Annotated in this window: 16 protein-coding genes and 1 pseudogene; 8 read left to right on the forward strand and 9 right to left on the reverse strand. The window is 66.3% G+C overall.

What is annotated here, in order from left to right:
- Nucleotides 1–35: 35 nt before the first annotated feature.
- Nucleotides 36–1,448, reverse strand: coding sequence for an NCS2 family permease (locus ACZYZ7_RS08780; protein WP_135451829.1), 1,413 nt, complete (start codon nt 1,446–1,448; stop codon nt 36–38).
- Nucleotides 1,449–1,497: 49 nt separating this feature from the next.
- Between ACZYZ7_RS08780 and ACZYZ7_RS08785 the strand changes: the two genes are divergently transcribed.
- On the forward strand, nt 1,498–1,668 hold the full coding sequence (locus ACZYZ7_RS08785) for a hypothetical protein (RefSeq protein WP_167857689.1): 171 nt from the start codon (nt 1,498–1,500) through the stop codon (nt 1,666–1,668).
- Between the two features lie 162 nt (nt 1,669–1,830).
- Nucleotides 1,831–2,445 (forward strand): sigma-70 family RNA polymerase sigma factor, encoded by a 615-nt coding sequence (locus ACZYZ7_RS08790; RefSeq protein ID WP_463740683.1) that lies wholly within the window; start codon nt 1,831–1,833, stop codon nt 2,443–2,445.
- 24 nt (nt 2,446–2,469) lie between these two features.
- Here the strand turns inward: ACZYZ7_RS08790 and ACZYZ7_RS08795 are convergent, their stop codons facing one another.
- Nucleotides 2,470–3,096, reverse strand: coding sequence for a sigma-70 family RNA polymerase sigma factor (locus ACZYZ7_RS08795; RefSeq protein WP_463740684.1), 627 nt, complete (start codon nt 3,094–3,096; stop codon nt 2,470–2,472).
- A gap of 322 nt (nt 3,097–3,418) precedes the next feature.
- Between ACZYZ7_RS08795 and ACZYZ7_RS08800 the strand changes: the two genes are divergently transcribed.
- Both ACZYZ7_RS08800 and ACZYZ7_RS08805 read left to right on the forward strand, forming a co-directional pair.
- The gene (locus ACZYZ7_RS08800) at nt 3,419–3,835 is read left to right on the forward strand and encodes an MmpS family transport accessory protein (RefSeq protein ID WP_463740685.1); all 417 of its coding nucleotides are present in this window, start codon (nt 3,419–3,421) and stop codon (nt 3,833–3,835) included.
- A complete protein-coding gene (locus ACZYZ7_RS08805) occupies nt 3,832–6,741 on the forward strand; it encodes an MMPL/RND family transporter (RefSeq protein WP_463740686.1) in 2,910 nt (969 codons plus the stop codon). Before ACZYZ7_RS08800 ends, ACZYZ7_RS08805 begins: the two co-directional genes overlap by 4 nt.
- Here the strand turns inward: ACZYZ7_RS08805 and ACZYZ7_RS08810 are convergent.
- The 4 genes from ACZYZ7_RS08810 to ACZYZ7_RS08825 are packed head-to-tail and all read right to left on the reverse strand — an operon-like array spanning nt 6,731 to nt 8,868.
- Nucleotides 6,731–6,994 carry an Ada metal-binding domain-containing protein gene (locus ACZYZ7_RS08810; RefSeq protein ID WP_135451831.1) on the reverse strand — a complete coding sequence of 88 codons (264 nt, stop codon included), beginning with the start codon at nt 6,992–6,994 and terminating at the stop codon, nt 6,731–6,733. The two genes, ACZYZ7_RS08805 and ACZYZ7_RS08810, sit on opposite strands and share 11 nt — an antisense overlap.
- Entirely contained in the window at nt 6,991–7,710 is a 720-nt protein-coding gene (locus ACZYZ7_RS08815) for a 2OG-Fe(II) oxygenase (protein ID WP_463740687.1), read from the reverse strand. The genes ACZYZ7_RS08810 and ACZYZ7_RS08815 overlap by 4 nt, the downstream gene beginning before the upstream one ends.
- Nucleotides 7,707–8,321 carry a methylated-DNA--[protein]-cysteine S-methyltransferase gene (locus tag ACZYZ7_RS08820; protein ID WP_450069498.1) on the reverse strand — a complete coding sequence of 205 codons (615 nt, stop codon included), beginning with the start codon at nt 8,319–8,321 and terminating at the stop codon, nt 7,707–7,709. The genes ACZYZ7_RS08815 and ACZYZ7_RS08820 overlap by 4 nt, the downstream gene beginning before the upstream one ends.
- On the reverse strand, nt 8,314–8,868 hold the full coding sequence (locus ACZYZ7_RS08825) for an RNA polymerase sigma factor (protein WP_135451834.1): 555 nt from the start codon (nt 8,866–8,868) through the stop codon (nt 8,314–8,316). The genes ACZYZ7_RS08820 and ACZYZ7_RS08825 overlap by 8 nt, the downstream gene beginning before the upstream one ends.
- Before the next feature lie 78 nt (nt 8,869–8,946).
- Between ACZYZ7_RS08825 and ACZYZ7_RS08830 the strand changes: the two are divergent.
- Together ACZYZ7_RS08830 and ACZYZ7_RS08835 are read left to right on the forward strand one after the other, a co-directional pair.
- A pseudogene (locus ACZYZ7_RS08830) lies at nt 8,947–10,103 on the forward strand (acyl-CoA dehydrogenase family protein).
- Nucleotides 10,104–10,237: 134 nt separating this feature from the next.
- Nucleotides 10,238–11,044 carry an acyl-CoA thioesterase gene (locus ACZYZ7_RS08835; protein WP_135451836.1) on the forward strand — a complete coding sequence of 269 codons (807 nt, stop codon included), beginning with the start codon at nt 10,238–10,240 and terminating at the stop codon, nt 11,042–11,044.
- Here the strand turns inward: ACZYZ7_RS08835 and ACZYZ7_RS08840 are convergent.
- A complete protein-coding gene (locus ACZYZ7_RS08840; RefSeq protein ID WP_463740688.1) occupies nt 11,034–12,512 on the reverse strand; it encodes a PucR family transcriptional regulator in 1,479 nt (492 codons plus the stop codon). The genes ACZYZ7_RS08835 and ACZYZ7_RS08840 overlap by 11 nt on opposite strands.
- 112 nt (nt 12,513–12,624) lie before the next feature.
- On the opposite strand from ACZYZ7_RS08840, the gene gabT reads away from it, so the two are divergent.
- Both gabT and ACZYZ7_RS08850 read left to right on the forward strand, forming a co-directional pair.
- Entirely contained in the window at nt 12,625–13,971 is a 1,347-nt protein-coding gene (gabT, locus tag ACZYZ7_RS08845; protein ID WP_463740689.1) for a 4-aminobutyrate--2-oxoglutarate transaminase, read from the forward strand.
- A gap of 34 nt (nt 13,972–14,005) precedes the next feature.
- Nucleotides 14,006–15,460 (forward strand): NAD-dependent succinate-semialdehyde dehydrogenase, encoded by a 1,455-nt coding sequence (locus ACZYZ7_RS08850; RefSeq protein WP_450069493.1) that lies wholly within the window; start codon nt 14,006–14,008, stop codon nt 15,458–15,460.
- Nucleotides 15,461–15,469: 9 nt separating this feature from the next.
- Here ACZYZ7_RS08850 and ACZYZ7_RS08855 read toward each other — a convergent pair whose 3' ends face one another.
- Together ACZYZ7_RS08855 and ACZYZ7_RS08860 are read right to left on the reverse strand one after the other, a co-directional pair.
- Entirely contained in the window at nt 15,470–15,850 is a 381-nt protein-coding gene (locus tag ACZYZ7_RS08855; protein ID WP_463740690.1) for a hypothetical protein, read from the reverse strand.
- 77 nt (nt 15,851–15,927) lie between these two features.
- On the reverse strand, nt 15,928–17,817 hold the full coding sequence (locus tag ACZYZ7_RS08860) for an acyl-CoA dehydrogenase family protein (protein WP_450069491.1): 1,890 nt from the start codon (nt 17,815–17,817) through the stop codon (nt 15,928–15,930).
- Between the last annotated feature and the right edge of the window lie 9 nt (nt 17,818–17,826).

The following is a 17,826-nucleotide window of genomic DNA, read 5'->3' on the forward strand; positions in this document are numbered from 1 at the left end:
GAGGTCATCCCCATGACCGTGAAGGCTACCGGCCCCTACATGCCGATGAGCGACTCGATCCAGCCGCGGGCGAAGTAGAGGATGAAGCCGGCCGCCACGATCCACAGCAGCGGGCTGACCTCGCGGGCCTTGCCCGCGGCTGACCGCAATACCGCCCAGGCCACGAAGCCGACACCGATGCCGTTGGCGATCGAATAACTGAACGCCATGGTGGCCACGGTGAGCACCACTGGCAGGGCCACCGAGAACTCCGACAGATCGATGTGACGCAGCTGCGACACCATCATGGCGCCGACGATCACCAGGGCCGCGGCGGCGACCTCGGTGGGCACGATCGAGGCCAGCGGGGCGACGAACATGGCCGCAAGGAACAGCGCACCGGTGATGAGGTTGGCGAACCCGGTGCGGGAGCCCTCCTCGATGCCCGCGCCGGATTCGATGAAGACGGTGTTCGACGATGCCGATGAGGAGCCGCCGACGACGGCGCCGGCGCCTTCGACGATCAGGGCTGATTTCAGCCGCGGGAAATTGCCCTGGGCGTCGGACAGGCCGGCCTCCCGGGACAGCCCCGTCATGGTTCCCATGGCGTCGAAGAAATTGGCGAACACCAGCGTGAACACGAGCATGATCGCGGCCAGTGCGCCGATCCGACTGAAGGCACCGAGGCTGACGTCGCCGACGAGAGACAAGTCGGGCAGTGCGAACGGTGAGCCGGACAGGCTCGGTACCGACAGACCCCAACCGCCGGTCTTGTCCTGTGCCGAGCCGAGGTGCCAGATCGCCTCGACGATCACGGCCACCACGGTGCCGGTGACGAGGCCGATCAGGATGCCGCCGCGAACTTTCCGGGCCACCAGGATGCCGGTGACCAGCAGGGTGAATACGAACACGACCGTGGGCACGGTGTTGATGGAGCCGACGCCACCGGTGCCGAGCCCGACCGGGGGAGAGGGCAGGCCGGTCGAGCCGACGAATCCGGCGTCGACCAGTCCGATGAACAAGATGAACAGGCCGATGCCCGCGGTGATCGCGAGTTTGAGCTGCATCGGGACGGCGTCGAACACCAGACGGCGGAACCCGCTGGCCGCCAGCGCCACGATGATCAGGCCGTCGATGACCACCAGGCCCATTGCTTCGGGCCAGGTGACCGTGCCCACCACGGTCGTGGCGAGAAATGAGTTGATGCCCAGTCCCGCGGCGAACGCGAACGGCAGCCGCGCGATGATCCCGAACAGGATGGTCATCACGCCCGCCGCCAGGCAGGTGGTGGCCGAGACTTGTGCGAACTGCAGCTTGTTGCCCGCGACGTCGGCGGAGCCGGAGAGGACGACCGGGTTCAGCACGATGATGTAGGCCATCGCGATGAAGGTGACCAGGCCTCCGCGGATCTCGGAAAGGACCGTTGAACCACGGCTTGAGATCTCGAAGAAGCGATCGACTCGATTCATAAGCGATGAGCCTAAAGCGGGAGCCGCCGGGTTTCCCGGCGTATCGCCGATGAACGACGTGGACGCGTGCGTGACGGCCGGTTCGATCCCGCCGGGCAGGAAACCTGCTGAGCACACCGCCGTCGGAACAATCTGCCGTGGAGTCAATATCGGGGCGCTGAAGTGCAACAGCCGCAAAGAGATTGGCGACGAAAAATCGTTTGACCTCAACTTGGGTTGAGGTGTCATGCTGCGTGCATGAGAGTTCGGCACGACCGCTGGGGTGTGGAAAACCGCCCCGAACCTGGGGGTAATCCCCCTGGGGGTCGGCTGCGGCGCCGAATAGTTTCGAGTGGCGAAGTGTTTGAGGCCAGCGATATGAGCAGTGGCAGGAGCGGGGGCCATGCCGATGAGCACGGGCGTGCACATGAGTGTTGACGATTGTCGTGCGGAGCGGTTTGAGCGCGATGCACTGCCGTTGGTGGACCAGCTTTTCGCGGCCGCGCGTCGTTACACGCGCAACGTGCCCGATGCCGAAGACCTGGTTCAGGAGACGATGGTCAAGGCGTACAGCAGTTTTCACACGTACCGGGACGGCACCAACATCCGCGCCTGGCTGTTCCGGATTCTGACGAACACGTGGATCAACTCGTACCGGACTGCGCAGCGGCGACCGCAGGAGGTCTTCGCCGACGAGCTCTCGGATGCGCAACTCGCGGAGGTGGCCTTACGGTCCCCATTGGGCGTGGTCTCGGCCGAACTGGCGGCGCTGGAATCGCTGGGCGATGACGACGTGCGTGAGGCCATGCGGGCGTTGCCGGAATCGCAGGGCATCGTCGTCTACTACGCCGACGTTGCAGGATTCCGGTACAAGGAGATCGCCGAGATCCTGCAGATTCCGGTGGGGACGGTGATGTCGCGATTGCATCGGGGGCGGCGAAATCTCCGTGCCCGGCTCATTGACGCCGGCGTGGCCGGCGGGTTCGACTGCGATCGACTGCCCTGCACCGCAGCCTGATTCGCGTACAGAGCTTGGCCTTGGCTATAGGGTCGATTGCGGCAACGGGCCAGCGCCGTTTGCTGGGAGACGGATGATGCCCCGGTCCTTGGCGACGTCACTGAGTAGCTCGCGCAGTCGGCGGCGGCCACGTGCTAGCCGCGACATCACGGTTCCGATGGGAGTTCCCATCAGAGAGGCGATTTCGCGGTAGGGATAGCCTTCCACATCGGCGAGGTATACCGTCACGCGGTTGACTGCCGGTATGGCGCAAAGCGCATCGGCGACCTCGTCGTCGCGTATGGACTCGAGGGCTTCCACTTCGGCTGACCGCAGGCCTGAAGAGGTGTGGCGGGCCTCGGCGGACATCTGCCAATCGGTGAAATCCTCACAGAGCTGCTCGGCCACGCCCCGTTGACGCGTGCGGTAAGCGTTGACCCAGTTGTTGTACATGATCCGGAAGAGCCAGGCGCGGGCGTTCGACTCCGGCTGAAAGGTGTGAAATCCGCTGTAGGCCTTGAGCATTGTCTCTTGTATCAGGTCCTCGGCGTCAAACGTGTTGTGGGTCAGTCGCCGCGCACGACCCCGGATCTGCTCGATGCAGGGCAGTACCGTGTTGACGAACCGAGTGGCGTCCTGACTGTCGGACCGTGGGTCCGTGTCGTTGTCCAACCTCAGACAACCTCCCAACTAATGCATAGAATATCTATGAATAATAATAGTTGATCTAGGTAGCTGATGCCAAATGGCCGGCGGGCAGGGATGCCGACAAATGTTGGGCCGCATGGCCAAAGCTGGTGCACCAAGCTTTCTTTCAGCAAGTTCACAGGAAATAGGTCACTGCTGCGACGGGTTGTGGACCGGTGTAACGTTTGTCTCCGCTGTACATAGTTATTCGAACTAATTCGCCGATCGCCGGGGCGGGTCATCGCCGTCGGCGGGTTCGGGTAATCGTCGGGAGGTATCGGTGAGTCCTGGTCGGGGAGCTCGTCGTGTGTTGAAACACGCGTGGATTCCGTTGGTTCTGATTGTCGTACTGGCTGTATCGGGCCTCGTGGTCTCACGATTGCACCGGATGTTCGGTTCCGAGGATCTCAACGCGAACGCCGGCGCCGGCATCGAGATCGTTCAGTTCAATCCGAAGGTCCTGGTGTACGACGTGTATGGGCCGCCCGGGTCGACCGCTCAGATCAGCTATTTCGACCCGGACGCCAAGGTGCATTCCGTGACTACGTCGCTGCCGTGGTCGGTGACCTTGTCGACCACGTTGCCCACCGTGAGTGCCAACCTCATGGCCCTGGGCGACGGTAGCGAAATCGGATGCCGCGTCACCGTGAACGGCGCTGTCCGCGAGGAGCAATCAGCCAATGGGATCAAACCCCAGACCTACTGCCTGGTGAAGTCCGCATGACGTCTTCCACAGCTGCCCACGCCAAGAACGATCGGGGTCACCGCCCCTACTTCGCCCACATGCTGCGAATCCTGTCCATTCCGGTGGTGCTGTTCTGGATCGCCTTCGCCGTCGTCGTGAACGTCATCGCGCCGCAGCTCGAGGTGGTCGGCGAACTCCACTCGGCGCCGATGGCGCCCGAGGATGCGCCGTCGATGATCGCCATGAAGCGCATGGGCGCGAACTTCGGTGAGTTCGATTCCAACAGCACGGTCATGATCGTGGTGGAGGGCGACCGGGCGCTGGGCCCCGACGCGCACAAGTACTACGACGAGATCATCCGCAAGCTGCGTGAGGATCCCGAGCACATCCAACACATCCAAGACTTCTGGGGTGACACACTCACCGCGGCCGGGGCGCAGAGCGCCGATGGCAAAGCGTCCTACGTGATGTTGAACCTCGCAGGCGAGCAGGGGCAGACCCTCGCCAACGAAGGCGTGGAGAAGGTCCGCGAGGTCATCAAGGAAACCCCGGCCCCGCCGGGCGTGCAGGCTTACGTCGCGGGTCCGGCGGCGCTGACCGATGATCTGCACGTCATCGGCAACGCGAGCTTGGCCACGATTACCCTCTACACGCTGATCGCTATCGCGGTGATGCTGCTGATCGTCTACCGGTCGATCCGTACCACGTTGGTGCAGTTGCTGTTGACCGGTGTGGGGCTGTTGTCGTCGCGCGGCTTGGTCTCGGTTCTGGCCAGCCATGACGTGTTCGGGCTGACAACCTTCGCCGGCAACATCCTCACGATGCTGGCCATCGCCGCCGCGACCGACTACGGCATCTTCATCTTCGGCCGCTACCGTGAGGACCGTAGCCAGGGGCTGGACCGAGAAGACGCCTACTACGCCACGTTCAAGTCCGTCGCCCCGGTCATCATCGGGTCGGGCCTGACTATCGCCGGGGCCACCTACTGCCTCAGCTTCGCGCGGCTTCCCTACTTCAGCACCATGGGCGCCCCCGTCGCCATCGGCATGATCGTCGTCGTGGCGTCCGCTGTGACGATGGGTCCCGCGGTCCTGTACCTGGGGAGCAAAGTTGGCCTGTACGAGCCGAAAAAGGAGGCCAAGGGCCGGTTCTGGTACAGGGTCGGCACCACGGTGGTCCGTTGGCCCGCACCGGTCCTGGTGGCCAGCGCGTTCGTGGTGCTGATCGGTGTGGTGGCCGTCCCCGGCTACAAACCCGCCTACAACGACCGCTGGTATCTGCCGGCCGATGCGCCGGCGAACGTTGGATTCACTGCTGCCGACCGGCATTTCAGCCAGGCCCGGATGAATCCTGACATCCTGATGGTCGAATCGACGCATGACATGCGGAATCCCGCCGACATGCTGGTGCTGGACCGCGTCGCGAAGAACGTGCTGCGTACCGAGGGCATCGCGATGGTGCAGAGCATCACCCGCCCCCTGGGTATCCCGATCCAGCACAGCTCGATTCCGTTCCAGACCGCCATCCAGGGCCAGACCAGCAATTTGAACCTGCCGTTCCAGCGGGATCAATTGGACAACCAGCTCAAGATGATCGACGCGACGAACGTCTCGATCTCGATTCTGGAGCAGCAGTACCAGCTGTCCCTTCAACAGACCAAGCTCACGCAGGACTCGGCGGCCAAGTCGCAGGAGCTACTCGAGGTCACCAAGAAGATGCGGGACAACATCGCGAATTTCGATGACCAGTTCCGGCCCATGCGTAACTACTTCTACTGGGAACCGCACTGCTTCGACATCCCGATGTGCTCGGCGGCACGGTCGGTCTTCGATGCCCTCGACGGGATCGATGAGCTGACCGACAAGACCTCGTCGGTGCAGCTCAACACCGATCAACTGGCGGACCTCGCTCCGAAACTGACTGCGCTGCTTCCTCAGACGATCGCGTCGATGAAAACCAGCAGGGACCTGTCGCTGGCGTCGTACAACTCGCAGAAAGCGCTGCTGGACCAGATGCAGGCGATGAACGACACCGCGCTGGCGATGGGTGAGAGCTTCGATCAGGCCAAGAACGACGACCTGTTCTATCTGCCGCCGGAGGCGTTCACGAACCCGGACTTCGAGCGTGGCCTGAAGATGTTCCTCTCGCCCGACGGCAAGTCGGCGCGGATGTTCATCACTCACCAGACCGACCCGGCGACGCCGGAGGGTATCGCGCGGGTCAATGCCGAGCGCACCGCTGCGCAGGAGGGCCTGAAGATGTCCTCGCTGTCGGACGCCAAGATCTACCTCGGCGGCGTCGCGGCCACCTACAAGGACATGAGCGACGGAGCCCGCTACGACCTGATGATCGCCGTGGTGTCGGCGTTGACGCTGATCTTCATCATCATGCTCATCCTGACCCGCAGCGCCGTGGCGGCCCTGGTGATCGTGGGAACGGCGGCCAGTTCGATCGCGGCGTCGTTCGGCATCTCAGTGTTGTTGTGGCAGTACCTGTTCGGGATCCATGTCCACTGGCTGGTCATGTTGATGTCGGTGATCATCCTGTTGGCGGTCGGATCGGACTACAACCTGCTGCTCGTCTCCAGGTTCAAGGAGGAGATCCACGCGGGGCTCAAGACCGGCATCATCCGCTCGATGGGCGGCACCGGCGGCGTGGTGACCTCGGCGGGTATGGTGTTCGCGGCGACCATGGCGGCCATGCTGGGCAGTGACCTCGTCGTGCTGGCCCAGATGGGGTCGACGATCGCGATCGGCCTGCTGCTGGACACGTTGATCGTGCGGTCGCTGCTGATGCCGTCGATCGCCACGTTGCTGGGCCGCTGGTTCTGGTGGCCGCAGGTGGTGTATCCCCGCGGGGACAACCACTTCCGCAAGCCGGCGCCGCGACAGGTGCCCCGCGCAGATGATGACGACACGGCGGCGATCCCGGTGCCTACGAGCTAGACCCCGCGGCCTTCCACTGCCGGTAGGCGTCGGGCAGGCACACGGCGCACGGGCGGTACCCCGCCGATACAGCGGCCTGCGCGTCGGCGAAGAACACCCGGTGTCTGACGTAGCCGCCGGCAGCGATGGCGCGCAGGGCCGACGGGCAGTCGAGGCAGCCGTAGATCTTGCTACCGCGGTGTCCCCCAACGGTTCCCGGTGTGTTGCTGCGATGGGGATGACCGTCGGCGCCGATCAGGGTGTACAGACTCATGCCGCGTCATGGAAGACCAGGCCCAGGGTGAACCTGGTCCCGGAACGGACCGTCGAGACGCCGTGCCGGATGGGTGCCGCCGACCAGCCCCGTACCGACTTGGCCGGTCGGTCGCGGGTGGTGAATACCAAGCCGTGCCCATGGGGGATGACAGTGGCGGTGCCGCGCGATTGTGCGCGGGGTCGTTGTTCGTAAAGCAGGAACTCGCCGCCGGTGTAGTCGACGTCCGGGTCGGTCAGATTGACCACGACCTGTAGCGGGAAGATCAACTCGCCGTAGAGGTCGCGGTGCAGCGCATTCCAGTCCCCGGCACCGTATTTCAGCAGGATCGCCGTCGTCTTGGTCTGACCGGCATCATGACACATCCGCAGCCAGTCGTCGAAGTCATCCGGCCATGGTGCCTCGCGGCCGAGCCGAGCCCACCACGTGCGGGCGATCGGCAGCAGGTGGGGATACAGCGCCTTCTTCAGTGCTGTCACGGCCGGCGGATAGGGCTGCCGGAAATAGCGGTACTGGCCCTCGCCGAACCGGTAGCGGACCATGTCGATCGTCGATCGGAACCGGGCCACCTCGGGGTAGAGCGCGACGATGTCGGCGGCATCCGCCGGAGTCAGCAGTGACCCGGTCAGCGCACATCCCGTGTTGTCGAGTTCATCGCCGACACGGCTCCAGTCGATGAGATCTACCCGCTGCTGCCAGGCATTCGTGCCGTTCATGCCGCCGCCTCCAAGTCGAGCAGCAGGCGCTTGGCCTCCGGACCGCCGAGGTAGCCGCCCATCGCGCCGTCGCTGCGGACGACGCGATGGCAGGGGATGACAACGGGCAGTGGGTTTTTCGCGCAGGCCGTCCCGACAGCACGAACCGCTTTGGGGCTGCCGGCCAGGGCCGCGACGGCGGCGTAGCTGGCGGTCTGCCCGTAGTCGATCTCGGGCAGGTGATGCAGCACTGTGCTGCGGAATCCGGCGGCGAGCCGCCAGTCCAGCGGCAGGTCGAAGGTGCGTCGCGTGCGGGCGAAGTACTCGTCGAGTTCGCGGGCCGCCGTGTCGAGGCGGGCGGGTGCTTGCAGGATGCGCGGGCTCACCTCGTCGGCGAGGTGCTGCAGCACGGTGTCGTGGTCTTCGCGGGCATAGGCGACGCGGACCAGGCCCTGCTCGGTGGCCGCCAGCAGCAGCGGCCCGACGGGGGTATCGACTGTGCGGTAGGCGATGTCGAGGAGACCGTCGCGCTGGGCGGCGGCCGCGAGTCGGTGGTGAAACTCGGCCAGCTTGCCGGGGCCGGGTTGGGTGATTCGGGCCAGCTCGCGAACGATGCCGTCGTCGTTACTCATTGGTCTCTCCTTTCCTGGGCGCGTCGACCTCGGTGAGTTCGGTGAGGTAGGTGCGTCGTAGCGTGGCGATCCCGTCGCTGGAGGCGCGGCGTGCGGCCGCAGCGCTGCCGCCGAGGATTTCGGCGATTTCGTCATACGGCAGGCCGGCCAGGTAGTGGTAGGCGACCGCGTGTTTCTGTTTGTGGGGAAGCCTGTCGACCGCGGCGGCCAGGTCGTCGAAGTTCTCGGCCGTGCGGGGGCTCGATGTTTCGGGGACGACGTCGGTCGGGATGGGTTGGCGCGTCCGGGTCCGGGTGATGTCGATGGCTTTGTGGTGCGCGACGGTGACCAGCCAGGCCTCGAAATTGGCATCGGCGGGGAGGTCGGGGTAGGCCTTCAACGCCGCCAGGAACGTTTCCGACCAGGCGTCGTCGGCGTCGTGCGCGCCGACGATGGCGCAGCACACCCGATAGACGGTGGGGCCGTGGTCGCGAACCACGGTCTCGAAAGGCGGTTTGGCTGTCACACCCTGTAGACGCTCCCTGGCCGAGATTTGTGAGGTCTCCATCGTGAATGATTTCTGCCGGCGGCGTCGAAGTGGCGAGACCTCATTTACAAATGAGCCTAGAAGTGTCACGGTGTGCTGGTGGATTTCTCCCATGTCGAGCTGTCCGAGGAGGACCTGGCCTTCCGCGATGAGCTGCGGGCGTTTCTGGCCCGGGTCGTCACCGACGAGGTGATCGAGCGTGACCGCGAGACAGGTGAGAACTTCGACGAGACAGTGCATCTGGCCCTCGGTGCGGCCGGGTACCTGGCCGGTGATTACCAGGCCGAGGCCGACGGCGGGTTCAGCGCGGTCCGGCGCCGGATCTGGGAACTGGAGATCGGCCGGGCCCACACCCCGTGGTTCCACTGGGGAACCACCGCGATGGTCGCCCACACGGTGGAGAAGTTCGCCTCGGCCGAGCTTTTGGACGAGGTGCTGCCGGGTGTCCTCGACGGGAGCTTGCGGCTGTGCCTGGGCTACACCGAACCCGAGGGCGGGTCTGACGTCGCGACCTGCAAGACCCGGGCGGTGCGGGATGGCGAGAGCTGGATTATCAACGGCGGCTGTTCACCTCGAACGCGCACAACGCCCAGTACGTGTTCCTGTTGACCAACACCGACCCGGCCGCGGCGAAGCACAAGAGCCTCACGATGTTCCTGGTGCCGCTGGAATCCGCCGGCGTCGAGATCCAGCCGCTGCGCACCGTCGACGGAGACCGCACCAACATCACCTACTACAGCGACGTCCGGGTCAGCGACCGGTACCGCGTCGGTGAGGTGAACGGCGGCTGGACGGTGCTGCGCGGCGCCCTCGAGCTCGAGCACGGCACGTTCGAACGCGAGACCCGCGGCCTGCAGAAGCTCGCAACCATGACCGAGCACATCAACCTCATGGCCGAGGCGGTCGATCGCGTGGCCGCCGTGGCCCCTGACGACGCGGCGTCGCGCTATCGGCTGGGCCGGGGCATCGCCCGGCTGGAAGCCGCGCTGAGCAGCCCCGACATGTACGGGCGCGTCGCGATCGCCCAGACCATGCGCGAGGTATCCCCGGATCTCATGGACATCGTCGGATCGGCGGGCGCATTGCCCGTGGGGACGCGGGGCGCGGCCGCCGACGGCGCCGCCGAGTACATCTTCCGGCTGGCCGGTCCGACCGGTATCTACGGCGGCACCCTTGAAGTGTTCCGCAACATGATCGCGCAGCAGGCACTCGGGCTGGGGCGGCCGAATTATGCGCCGGCCAAGCGAACTGGCTGACCGTCAGGGTCTTCCTGGCCATACCTGGCCAGGCTGCCGTCAAATTTCTTGACGGTGTTCCTCCGGGTGGTGCGGTCTGCAAGGTGGCATCGGCGGCGCCGAGCAACGCGAGGCGGCCTGGGTACTGTGGCCGGGTGCATCCCTTGGACAAGGCCCTTGAACTCTCGCCGTCCGGTGACGGTCGGTGGCGCGGGCGGACGGTGCCGGAGTGGGCCAACATGGTCGGCCCGTTCGGCGGTATCACGGCTGCGACCCTGGTGCGGGCCGTCGAGTTGCACCCGAAACGGCACGGTCAGCCCATCGCCTTGACGGTGAACTATGCGGCGCCGATCGTCGACGGCGAGTTCGACATCGTGACCAGGGCCGTCAAGACCAACCGATCCAATCAGCACTGGATCGTCGAACTCAGCCAGGACGGCGAGGTCAAGACCACCGCCACCGCGGTGTTCGGATTGCGACGCCAAGGGTGGTCGGACACCGAGATCACCGCGCCGCAGGCCCCGGCGCCCGAGGGCATCGTGCCGTCGGTCCCGCCGTTCGGTGTGGCGTGGTTCGACAACTACGACATGCGGTTCGTCGACGGAGGGATGCCCGACATCGGCGGGGAACCGACCGAGTCGGCAAGTTCCACCACGACCCTGTGGGTGCGCAACAAACCTTCCAGGCCGATGGATTTCGCCGCGTTGACCTCGGTGAGCGACATCTTCTATCCGCGGGTCTTCCTGCGTCACGGCCAGTTCGTGCCGGCCGGCACGGTATCGATCTCCGTGTATTTCCACGCCGACGAGGAGCAGCTCGCGACTCAGGGCGACGACTTCGTGCTGGGAACGGCGCGGGCACACCGGTATTCCGGCGGATACTTCGATCAGAGCGCGCATCTGTTCGGCCGCACCGGCGCACTGCTGGCGACCAGTCACCAGTTCGTCTACTTCAAGGCCTGAGGTCGTCGGGAGCCGACTGCAGGGCGATCCACGCGCTCACCCGGGTCTGCGGATCATCGAGCTTGCCGGGCAGCGCCGCCTCGATGGCAGCGAGACGGTTACGCACGGTGTTGCGGTGCAGGCCGAGTTCCTCGGCGACCTTCAGGCGCGATCCGTGATGGCGCAGGAAGCAACGCAGGATCTCCAACTGCTCGGAATCGAGCCCGTGCAACCAGGATTCGGCGAACGCCGCGGCTTTCTCGGGATCGATCAGACTCAGGGGGCCATTGTCGATTACTTTGTCCCACAGCACCACGCCGGACACCTCGGTGGCCTGGGCGAGTGCCAGTCCGGCCGTGCGATAACCGGTCGCGCCGTCGCCGGGTGCCACCGCATTCCCGACGCCGACGTGGAGTCCACCCTCGGCCAATTGTGAACCGGTTGCTTTTGCCTGTGCGGGTGCGACGACGGCGCACAGCTCGCCGGCATATACCCCGGCGAGGATGCCCCGCCGCTCCAGGGACGCCACGGCGTTCTCGATCGAGGATTCGTCCCCCGTGGCCCGTAGGAAGCGGATGTGTCTCGGCAGTTCGGCCGCCGGCTGGTCCACCTCCAACACCAATTGCGCGGTGCGGTCATCGCTTTCGGCGAGCAGCTCCAGCGCTCGGCTGCGCAGGTGCTGCCGGGTCGTGGCGCGGCTACGGACCTGTTCGTCGATGAGTCCCAGCAGGGCCACCGCGGTCGTCACCGCCTGGCGCTGTCCCTCCGATGCCCTGGCCGGCGCCAATGCCGCCAGGTAGGCCGACGCCCGGCCGCGTAGCCCGATGGGATGGACCGACACGGAGAGCGTCGGATTGGACTGTGCTGCAGCCGAACGCAATCCGTGGGCCTGCAACCGTTTGACGTCGTGGGCGACCTCGTCGAGCGGGAACTCGTTGCGGCGGGCGCCAACCGGGCCTGTCACGACCCGGCCGTCGGGGTTCATCAGACATGTCGCGCCGTCGAGCGCTGCGGCCAGCGCGGTGATGACCGCAACGGCAGGATCCGGTTTGGCCGCAGCCGAGATGAGCTTGCGCTGTGTCTGGAGGGACTCGCGTGTCGCGGTGGACTCCTGTTCCTCCAGCAGATGCGCGACGTGTCGGCTGATCGCGACGAAGGTGGTGCGGCGTGGCACCTCGAACAGATTCACTTGGTGCCGTCGGCAGGCAGTCGCGAGTTCTGCCGGAGTCTCGGCGTGGGTGAGGCCGACGGCGAACCCCACCGCGGCCACACCGGCGTCGGCAAGCCTGCGCACGTAGCCGTCCCACTGGTCGTGCCAGTCACCGGTTTCCAGGCCGGTGGTCAGCAGGATCTCCCCGCCCTCCAGGAACGGCCCCGGATCGGTGAGTTCGCTCGTGGCCACCCAGCGGACCGGTGCGTCGCGGCGGCAGACCTCGACGGCGACCAACCCGAGCGGCCGCACATCCAGGACATCGCCGACCAGAACCATGGGTGCCAGTTTCGCACAATTCAAGCAACATATTTGTGCATTTCTGACCTGCCGACGATGCCCGCGGTTCCCTAGCGTTACGACAAACAACCGCCAGCAGCAGGAGGAACACGTGACCATCGCTGAGATCGCGGGTACGGCCATCGCCCAGGAACGCCGGCTCGTCACCGCCATTCCCGGCCCGATCTCGCAGGAGATTCAGGCACGGAAGACCGCTGCGGTGGCCGGCGGCGTCGGGACCACACTGCCCGTCTACGTGGTCGCGGCAGGCGGCGGAATCCTCGTGGACGCCGACGGCAACCAGCTCATCGACTTCGGCTCCGGCATCGCCGTGACCACCGTGGGCAACAGCGCACCGGCTGTCGTCGAGGCCGTTACCGAGCAGGTCGCCGCGTTCACCCACACGTGCTTCATGGTCACCCCGTACGAGGGCTATGTGCGGGTGGCCGAGGAGCTCAACCGGCTCACTCCCGGTGATCACGAGAAGCGCAGCGTGCTGTTCAACTCCGGCGCGGAAGCCGTCGAGAACGCCGTCAAGATCGCCCGCGCTCACACCCGCAGGCAGGCCGTCGTGGTTTTCGACCACGCCTACCACGGCCGCACCAACCTCACCATGGCCATGACCGCCAAGAACCAGCCGTACAAGAACGGGTTCGGGCCGTTCGCCGGCGAGGTGTACCGGGTGCCGACCTCGTTCCCGTTCCGTGACGGCGAGACCGACGGTGCGGCTTCGGCCGCCCGCGCCCTCGATCTGATCGACAAGCAGGTCGGTGCCGACAACGTCGCCGCCGTGGTGATCGAACCCATTCAGGGCGAGGGCGGGTTCATCGTCCCCGCACCGGGATTCCTGCGCGCGCTGCAGAACTGGTGTACCGACAACGGTGCGGTGTTCGTCGCCGACGAGGTGCAGTCGGGCTTCGCCCGCACCGGAGCGATGTTCGCGATCGAGCACGACGACGTCGTGCCCGATCTCATCGTCACCGCCAAGGGCATCGCGGGTGGCCTGCCGCTGTCGGCGGTCACCGGCCGCGCCGAGATCATGGACGCGCCGCACGCCGGCGGCCTCGGTGGCACATACGGCGGCAACCCGATCGCCTGCGCCGCCGCGCTCGCGGTCATCGACACCATCGAGCGTGAGGGACTGCTGGCCCGCGCCGTGGAGATCGAGAAGACGATGGTCGGCCGCCTGAACGCGATCGCTGCCGAGGATTCCCGGATCGGCGAGGTCCGCGGCCGCGGCGCCATGATCGCCATCGAACTGGTCAAGGCGGGCACCAGCGAGCCCGACGCCGACCTGGCCAAGCAGGTCTCGGCCGCTGCACATGCCCAGGGCCTGGTGGTGCTGACCTGCGGGACCTACGGCAACGTGCTGCGGTTCCTGCCGCCGCTGTCGATGCCTGATCACCTGCTCGAGGAGGGGCTGGACATCCTGGCCGCCATCTTCGCCGAGACCCGCTGACCGCCGAACCGCCTAGATCCCTGGGAGACGTTGAGTGAACACGCAGAATGCGATCGCCGAACTGGACGCCAAGCACGGCATCCTCATCGACGGGCAAGCCCGCGGTGGCGCCTCGACGTTCGAGGTGCACGACCCGGCTACCGGCCTGACCATCGCCGAGGTCGCCGATGGCACGGTGGCTGACGCCCGCTCGGCCGTCGATGCCGCGCACCGGGCCTTCGGTGGCTGGGCCAGGACCAGCCCCCGGCAGCGCAGCGACATCCTGCGCCGGGTGTTCGACCTGATGGTCGCCGACACCGAGCGGCTGGCGGCCCTGATCTGTGCGGAGAACGGCAAGTCGCAGGCCGATGCCCGGGCCGAGGTGGGCTATGCCGCCGAGTTCTTCCGCTGGTTCTCCGAGGAGGCGGTGCGCACCGACGGCGCCTACGGTGTCAGCCCTGCCGGTGGCACCCGGACGGTGGTCACGCACAAGCCGGTCGGGGTCGCTGCACTGGTGACGCCGTGGAACTTCCCGGCCGCGATGGCGACCCGCAAGATTGCGCCGGCGCTGGCCGCGGGCTGCACCGTGGTCCTCAAGCCGGCGGCCGAGACGCCGCTGACCGCCCTGGCGATCGCCGGAATCCTTTCGGCCGCAGGCGTTCCTGATGGTGTGGTCAACATGGTGCCCACCACCGATGCCGCCGCCGTGGTCGAGAACTGGTTGAGCGACGACCGGGTCCGCAAGGTGTCGTTCACGGGCTCCACCGGTGTCGGCCGGGTGCTGCTCAAGCAGGCTGCCGCCCGGATCGTCAACGCCAGCATGGAACTGGGCGGCAACGCTCCGTTCGTCGTCACCGCCGACGCCGATGTCGAGGCGGCCATCGCCGGCGCGATGGTGGCGAAGTTCCGCGGTGGGGGCCAGGCCTGCACCGCGGCCAACCGGTTCTATGTGCACGCTTCGGTCGCCGATCAGTTCGTCGCCGGTTTGGGCGCCGAGGTCGCGGCACTGCGCGTGGGGCCTGCGTCGGATCCGGCGTCCCAGATCGGTCCGCTGGTGAGCGAGCGCGCAGCGCAGCGAGTGGCTGCCGCGGTCGATGCCGCGGTGGCCGACGGTGCCGTGATCGCCGCGCAGGCGCAGGCGCCCGCCGAGGGCTGGTTCGTCGCTCCCACGGTGCTGACGGGTGTCGCCCCGGATGCCGAGATCCTGGCCGACGAGATCTTCGGGCCCGTCGCCCCGGTCGTGGTGTGGGAGGACGAGGACGACCTTCTGCGTTGGGTCAACGACACCGAATATGGTTTGGCGGCTTACGTTTACGCCGGTCGGCTGCAGGATGCGCTACGGCTCGCCGAGTCCTTCGACGCCGGCATGGTCGGCATCAACCGGGGCATCGTCTCCGACCCGTCGACCCCGTTCGGTGGGATGAAGCAGAGCGGGCTCGGTCGCGAAGGTGCCCGGGAAGGTCTGCACGAGTTCCAGGAGACGCAGTACTTCAGCGTGGCGTTCGACTGAGCGGTCCGCTCAGAACGGCGCCGAGTGCTGCATCAGGCTCAACATCAGCACGACCATGCACAACAGCGAGCTGAACATGATCAGCCCCATGACGACGACTACGAACCATGACGCGCAGCGCTGCTTGCTGCGCGCCAGTTTCGCGATCCGCTCGTCGTGCATGAGTTCATCTGCGACGACCGCGAATTCGACACGTTCCAATTCAGCGTCGGCGGCGGGTGCGCCGCAGGATATTTCGCGAAGGCGCGCGGCGGCGATGCCGACGCCGACCCCGGCGAATCGCCGACTCATCTGACGTGCCTGTCTTCGGGAGAGGCGGTGATCGAGCGCATCCAACGAATGCGGCCGCTGTCCCCATCCGCGGCCGTGCGCGTTCGACGGGGTCGTCATAACCTATTGAGTCTACGAGCGTCCCTGGTCGTGAGGAAGCCTGCGCCCGTGGATTGTTCACGTCTGCAAGTACTTGTTCACCGGATGACCCGGTGCACGTCCTCCGTCACGTCGCCGCCCTCCTGGGCGATCCACGGCCCTTCGATCGACGGATCGATGATTCCGTCCTCCAGCCACGTGTAGCTGCCGGCGAGCACCTCGTGCGCCAGCGTGCGGTCAGAGTCGTCGCTGTTGTCCCAGAGTTCGGTGAACAGCCGCTCGGCCCGTGCTCGGGATTGGCGACAGAACGCGTCGGCGAGGTCGACAGCGGAGTCCGGTGCGCCGCTGCGGGCCCGGACGCAGGCCGCCGTCATCGCGAACAGTTCTGCCCCGATGTCGACGATCCGGCCGAGGAAGCGTTGCTTGTGCTCCAACCTGCCCTGCCACCGTGACATCGCGTAGAAGGTGCTGCGGGCGAGCTTGCGGCTGGCCCGTTCGACATACCGCAGGTGCTCGGCCAGCGGCCCGAACTCGGTGAATGATGTTGGCAGCTGGCCTTTTCCGGTGACCAGGGTGGGCAGCCAGCGCGCGTAGAACCTGCCGGCCTGCGCGGCAGCCTTCGCCTTGTGCCTGAGGTCGGCCTCGGGGTCGATGATGTCGCCCGCCACCGAGAGGTGCGCGTCCACCGCCTCGCGGGCCAGCATCAGATGCATGATCTCGGTGGAACCTTCGAAGATCCGGTTGATCCGCATATCGCGCAGGACCTGCTCGACGGGCACGCCGCGTTCCCCGCGGGCGGCCAGCGACTCGGCGGTCTCGAAGCCGCGGCCGCCACGAATCTGCACCAGCTCGTCGGCGATCAGCCATGCCATCTCGGAGCCGTAGAGCTTGGCCAGCGCGGCCTCGATCCGGATGTCGGTGCGCCCGGCGTCGGCCAGTTCGCCGGCGAGCTCGACCATCGACTCGATGCCGTAGGCGGTGGCCGCGATGAACGCCACCTTGCCGGCCACCGCGTCGTGCTCACCGACCGGCCGGCCCCACTGCACGCGTTCCTTCGACCATTCCCTGGCGATCTTCAGACTCCACTTCGCCGATCCGGTACACACCGCCGGCAGCGACAGGCGGCCGACGTTGAGCGTGGTCAGGGCGATCTTGAGGCCTTCTCCCTCGCGGCCGATGCGGTTCGCGGCCGGCACCCGCACGTCGGTCAGCTTGGTCAGACCGTTCTCGATTCCGCGTAACCCCATGAATGCGTTGCGGTTCGTGACAACGATGCCGGGCGTATCCGCCTCGACGACGAATGCGGTGATACCGCCGCGATGCCCGTCACTTGGCGGCACCTGGGCCATCACCACGAGCAGGTCGGCGATGACACCGTTGGTGGTCCACAGTTTGACGCCGTTGAGCAGGTAATCGTCGCCGTCAGGCGTGGCGGTGGCGTGCAGTCGGGCCGGGTCGCTGCCGACATCCGGCTCGGTCAGCAGGAACGCGCTGATCTCCCGCGTGCACCGGGGCAGCCAGGTGCGCTTCTGCTCGGCTGTCCCGAACATCGACACCGGCTGCGGTACCCCGATCGACTGGTGTGCCGACAGCAAGGCCCCGAGCGCGGGGTGCACCGAACCCACCAGGGTGAGCGCCTTGTTGTAGTACACCTGCGACAGGCCGAGCCCGTCGTACTCGGCGGAGATCTTCATGCCGAACGCGCCGAGTTCCTTCAAACCCCGGATCACCTTGTCTGGGATCTGCGCGTCGCGTTCGATGACCGTGGCGTCGATCTGCGTCTCGCAGAACGCCCGCAACTTGGCCAGGAATGCCTCTCCCCGCTCCGTCGCCTCGGCCGAACCCCGTGGGTACGGATGGACCAGATCCAATCGCAATCTGCCGAGGAACAGTTCCTTACCGAAGCTGGGCTGGCGCCACTGCGCTTCCCGCGCCTGCTCGGCGACCTGCCTGGCCTGTCGTTCGTTGACTTCTCCGGTAGCGGTCATCACCGGCCT

This window comes from Mycobacterium sp. IDUB_17, from assembly GCF_055419465.1.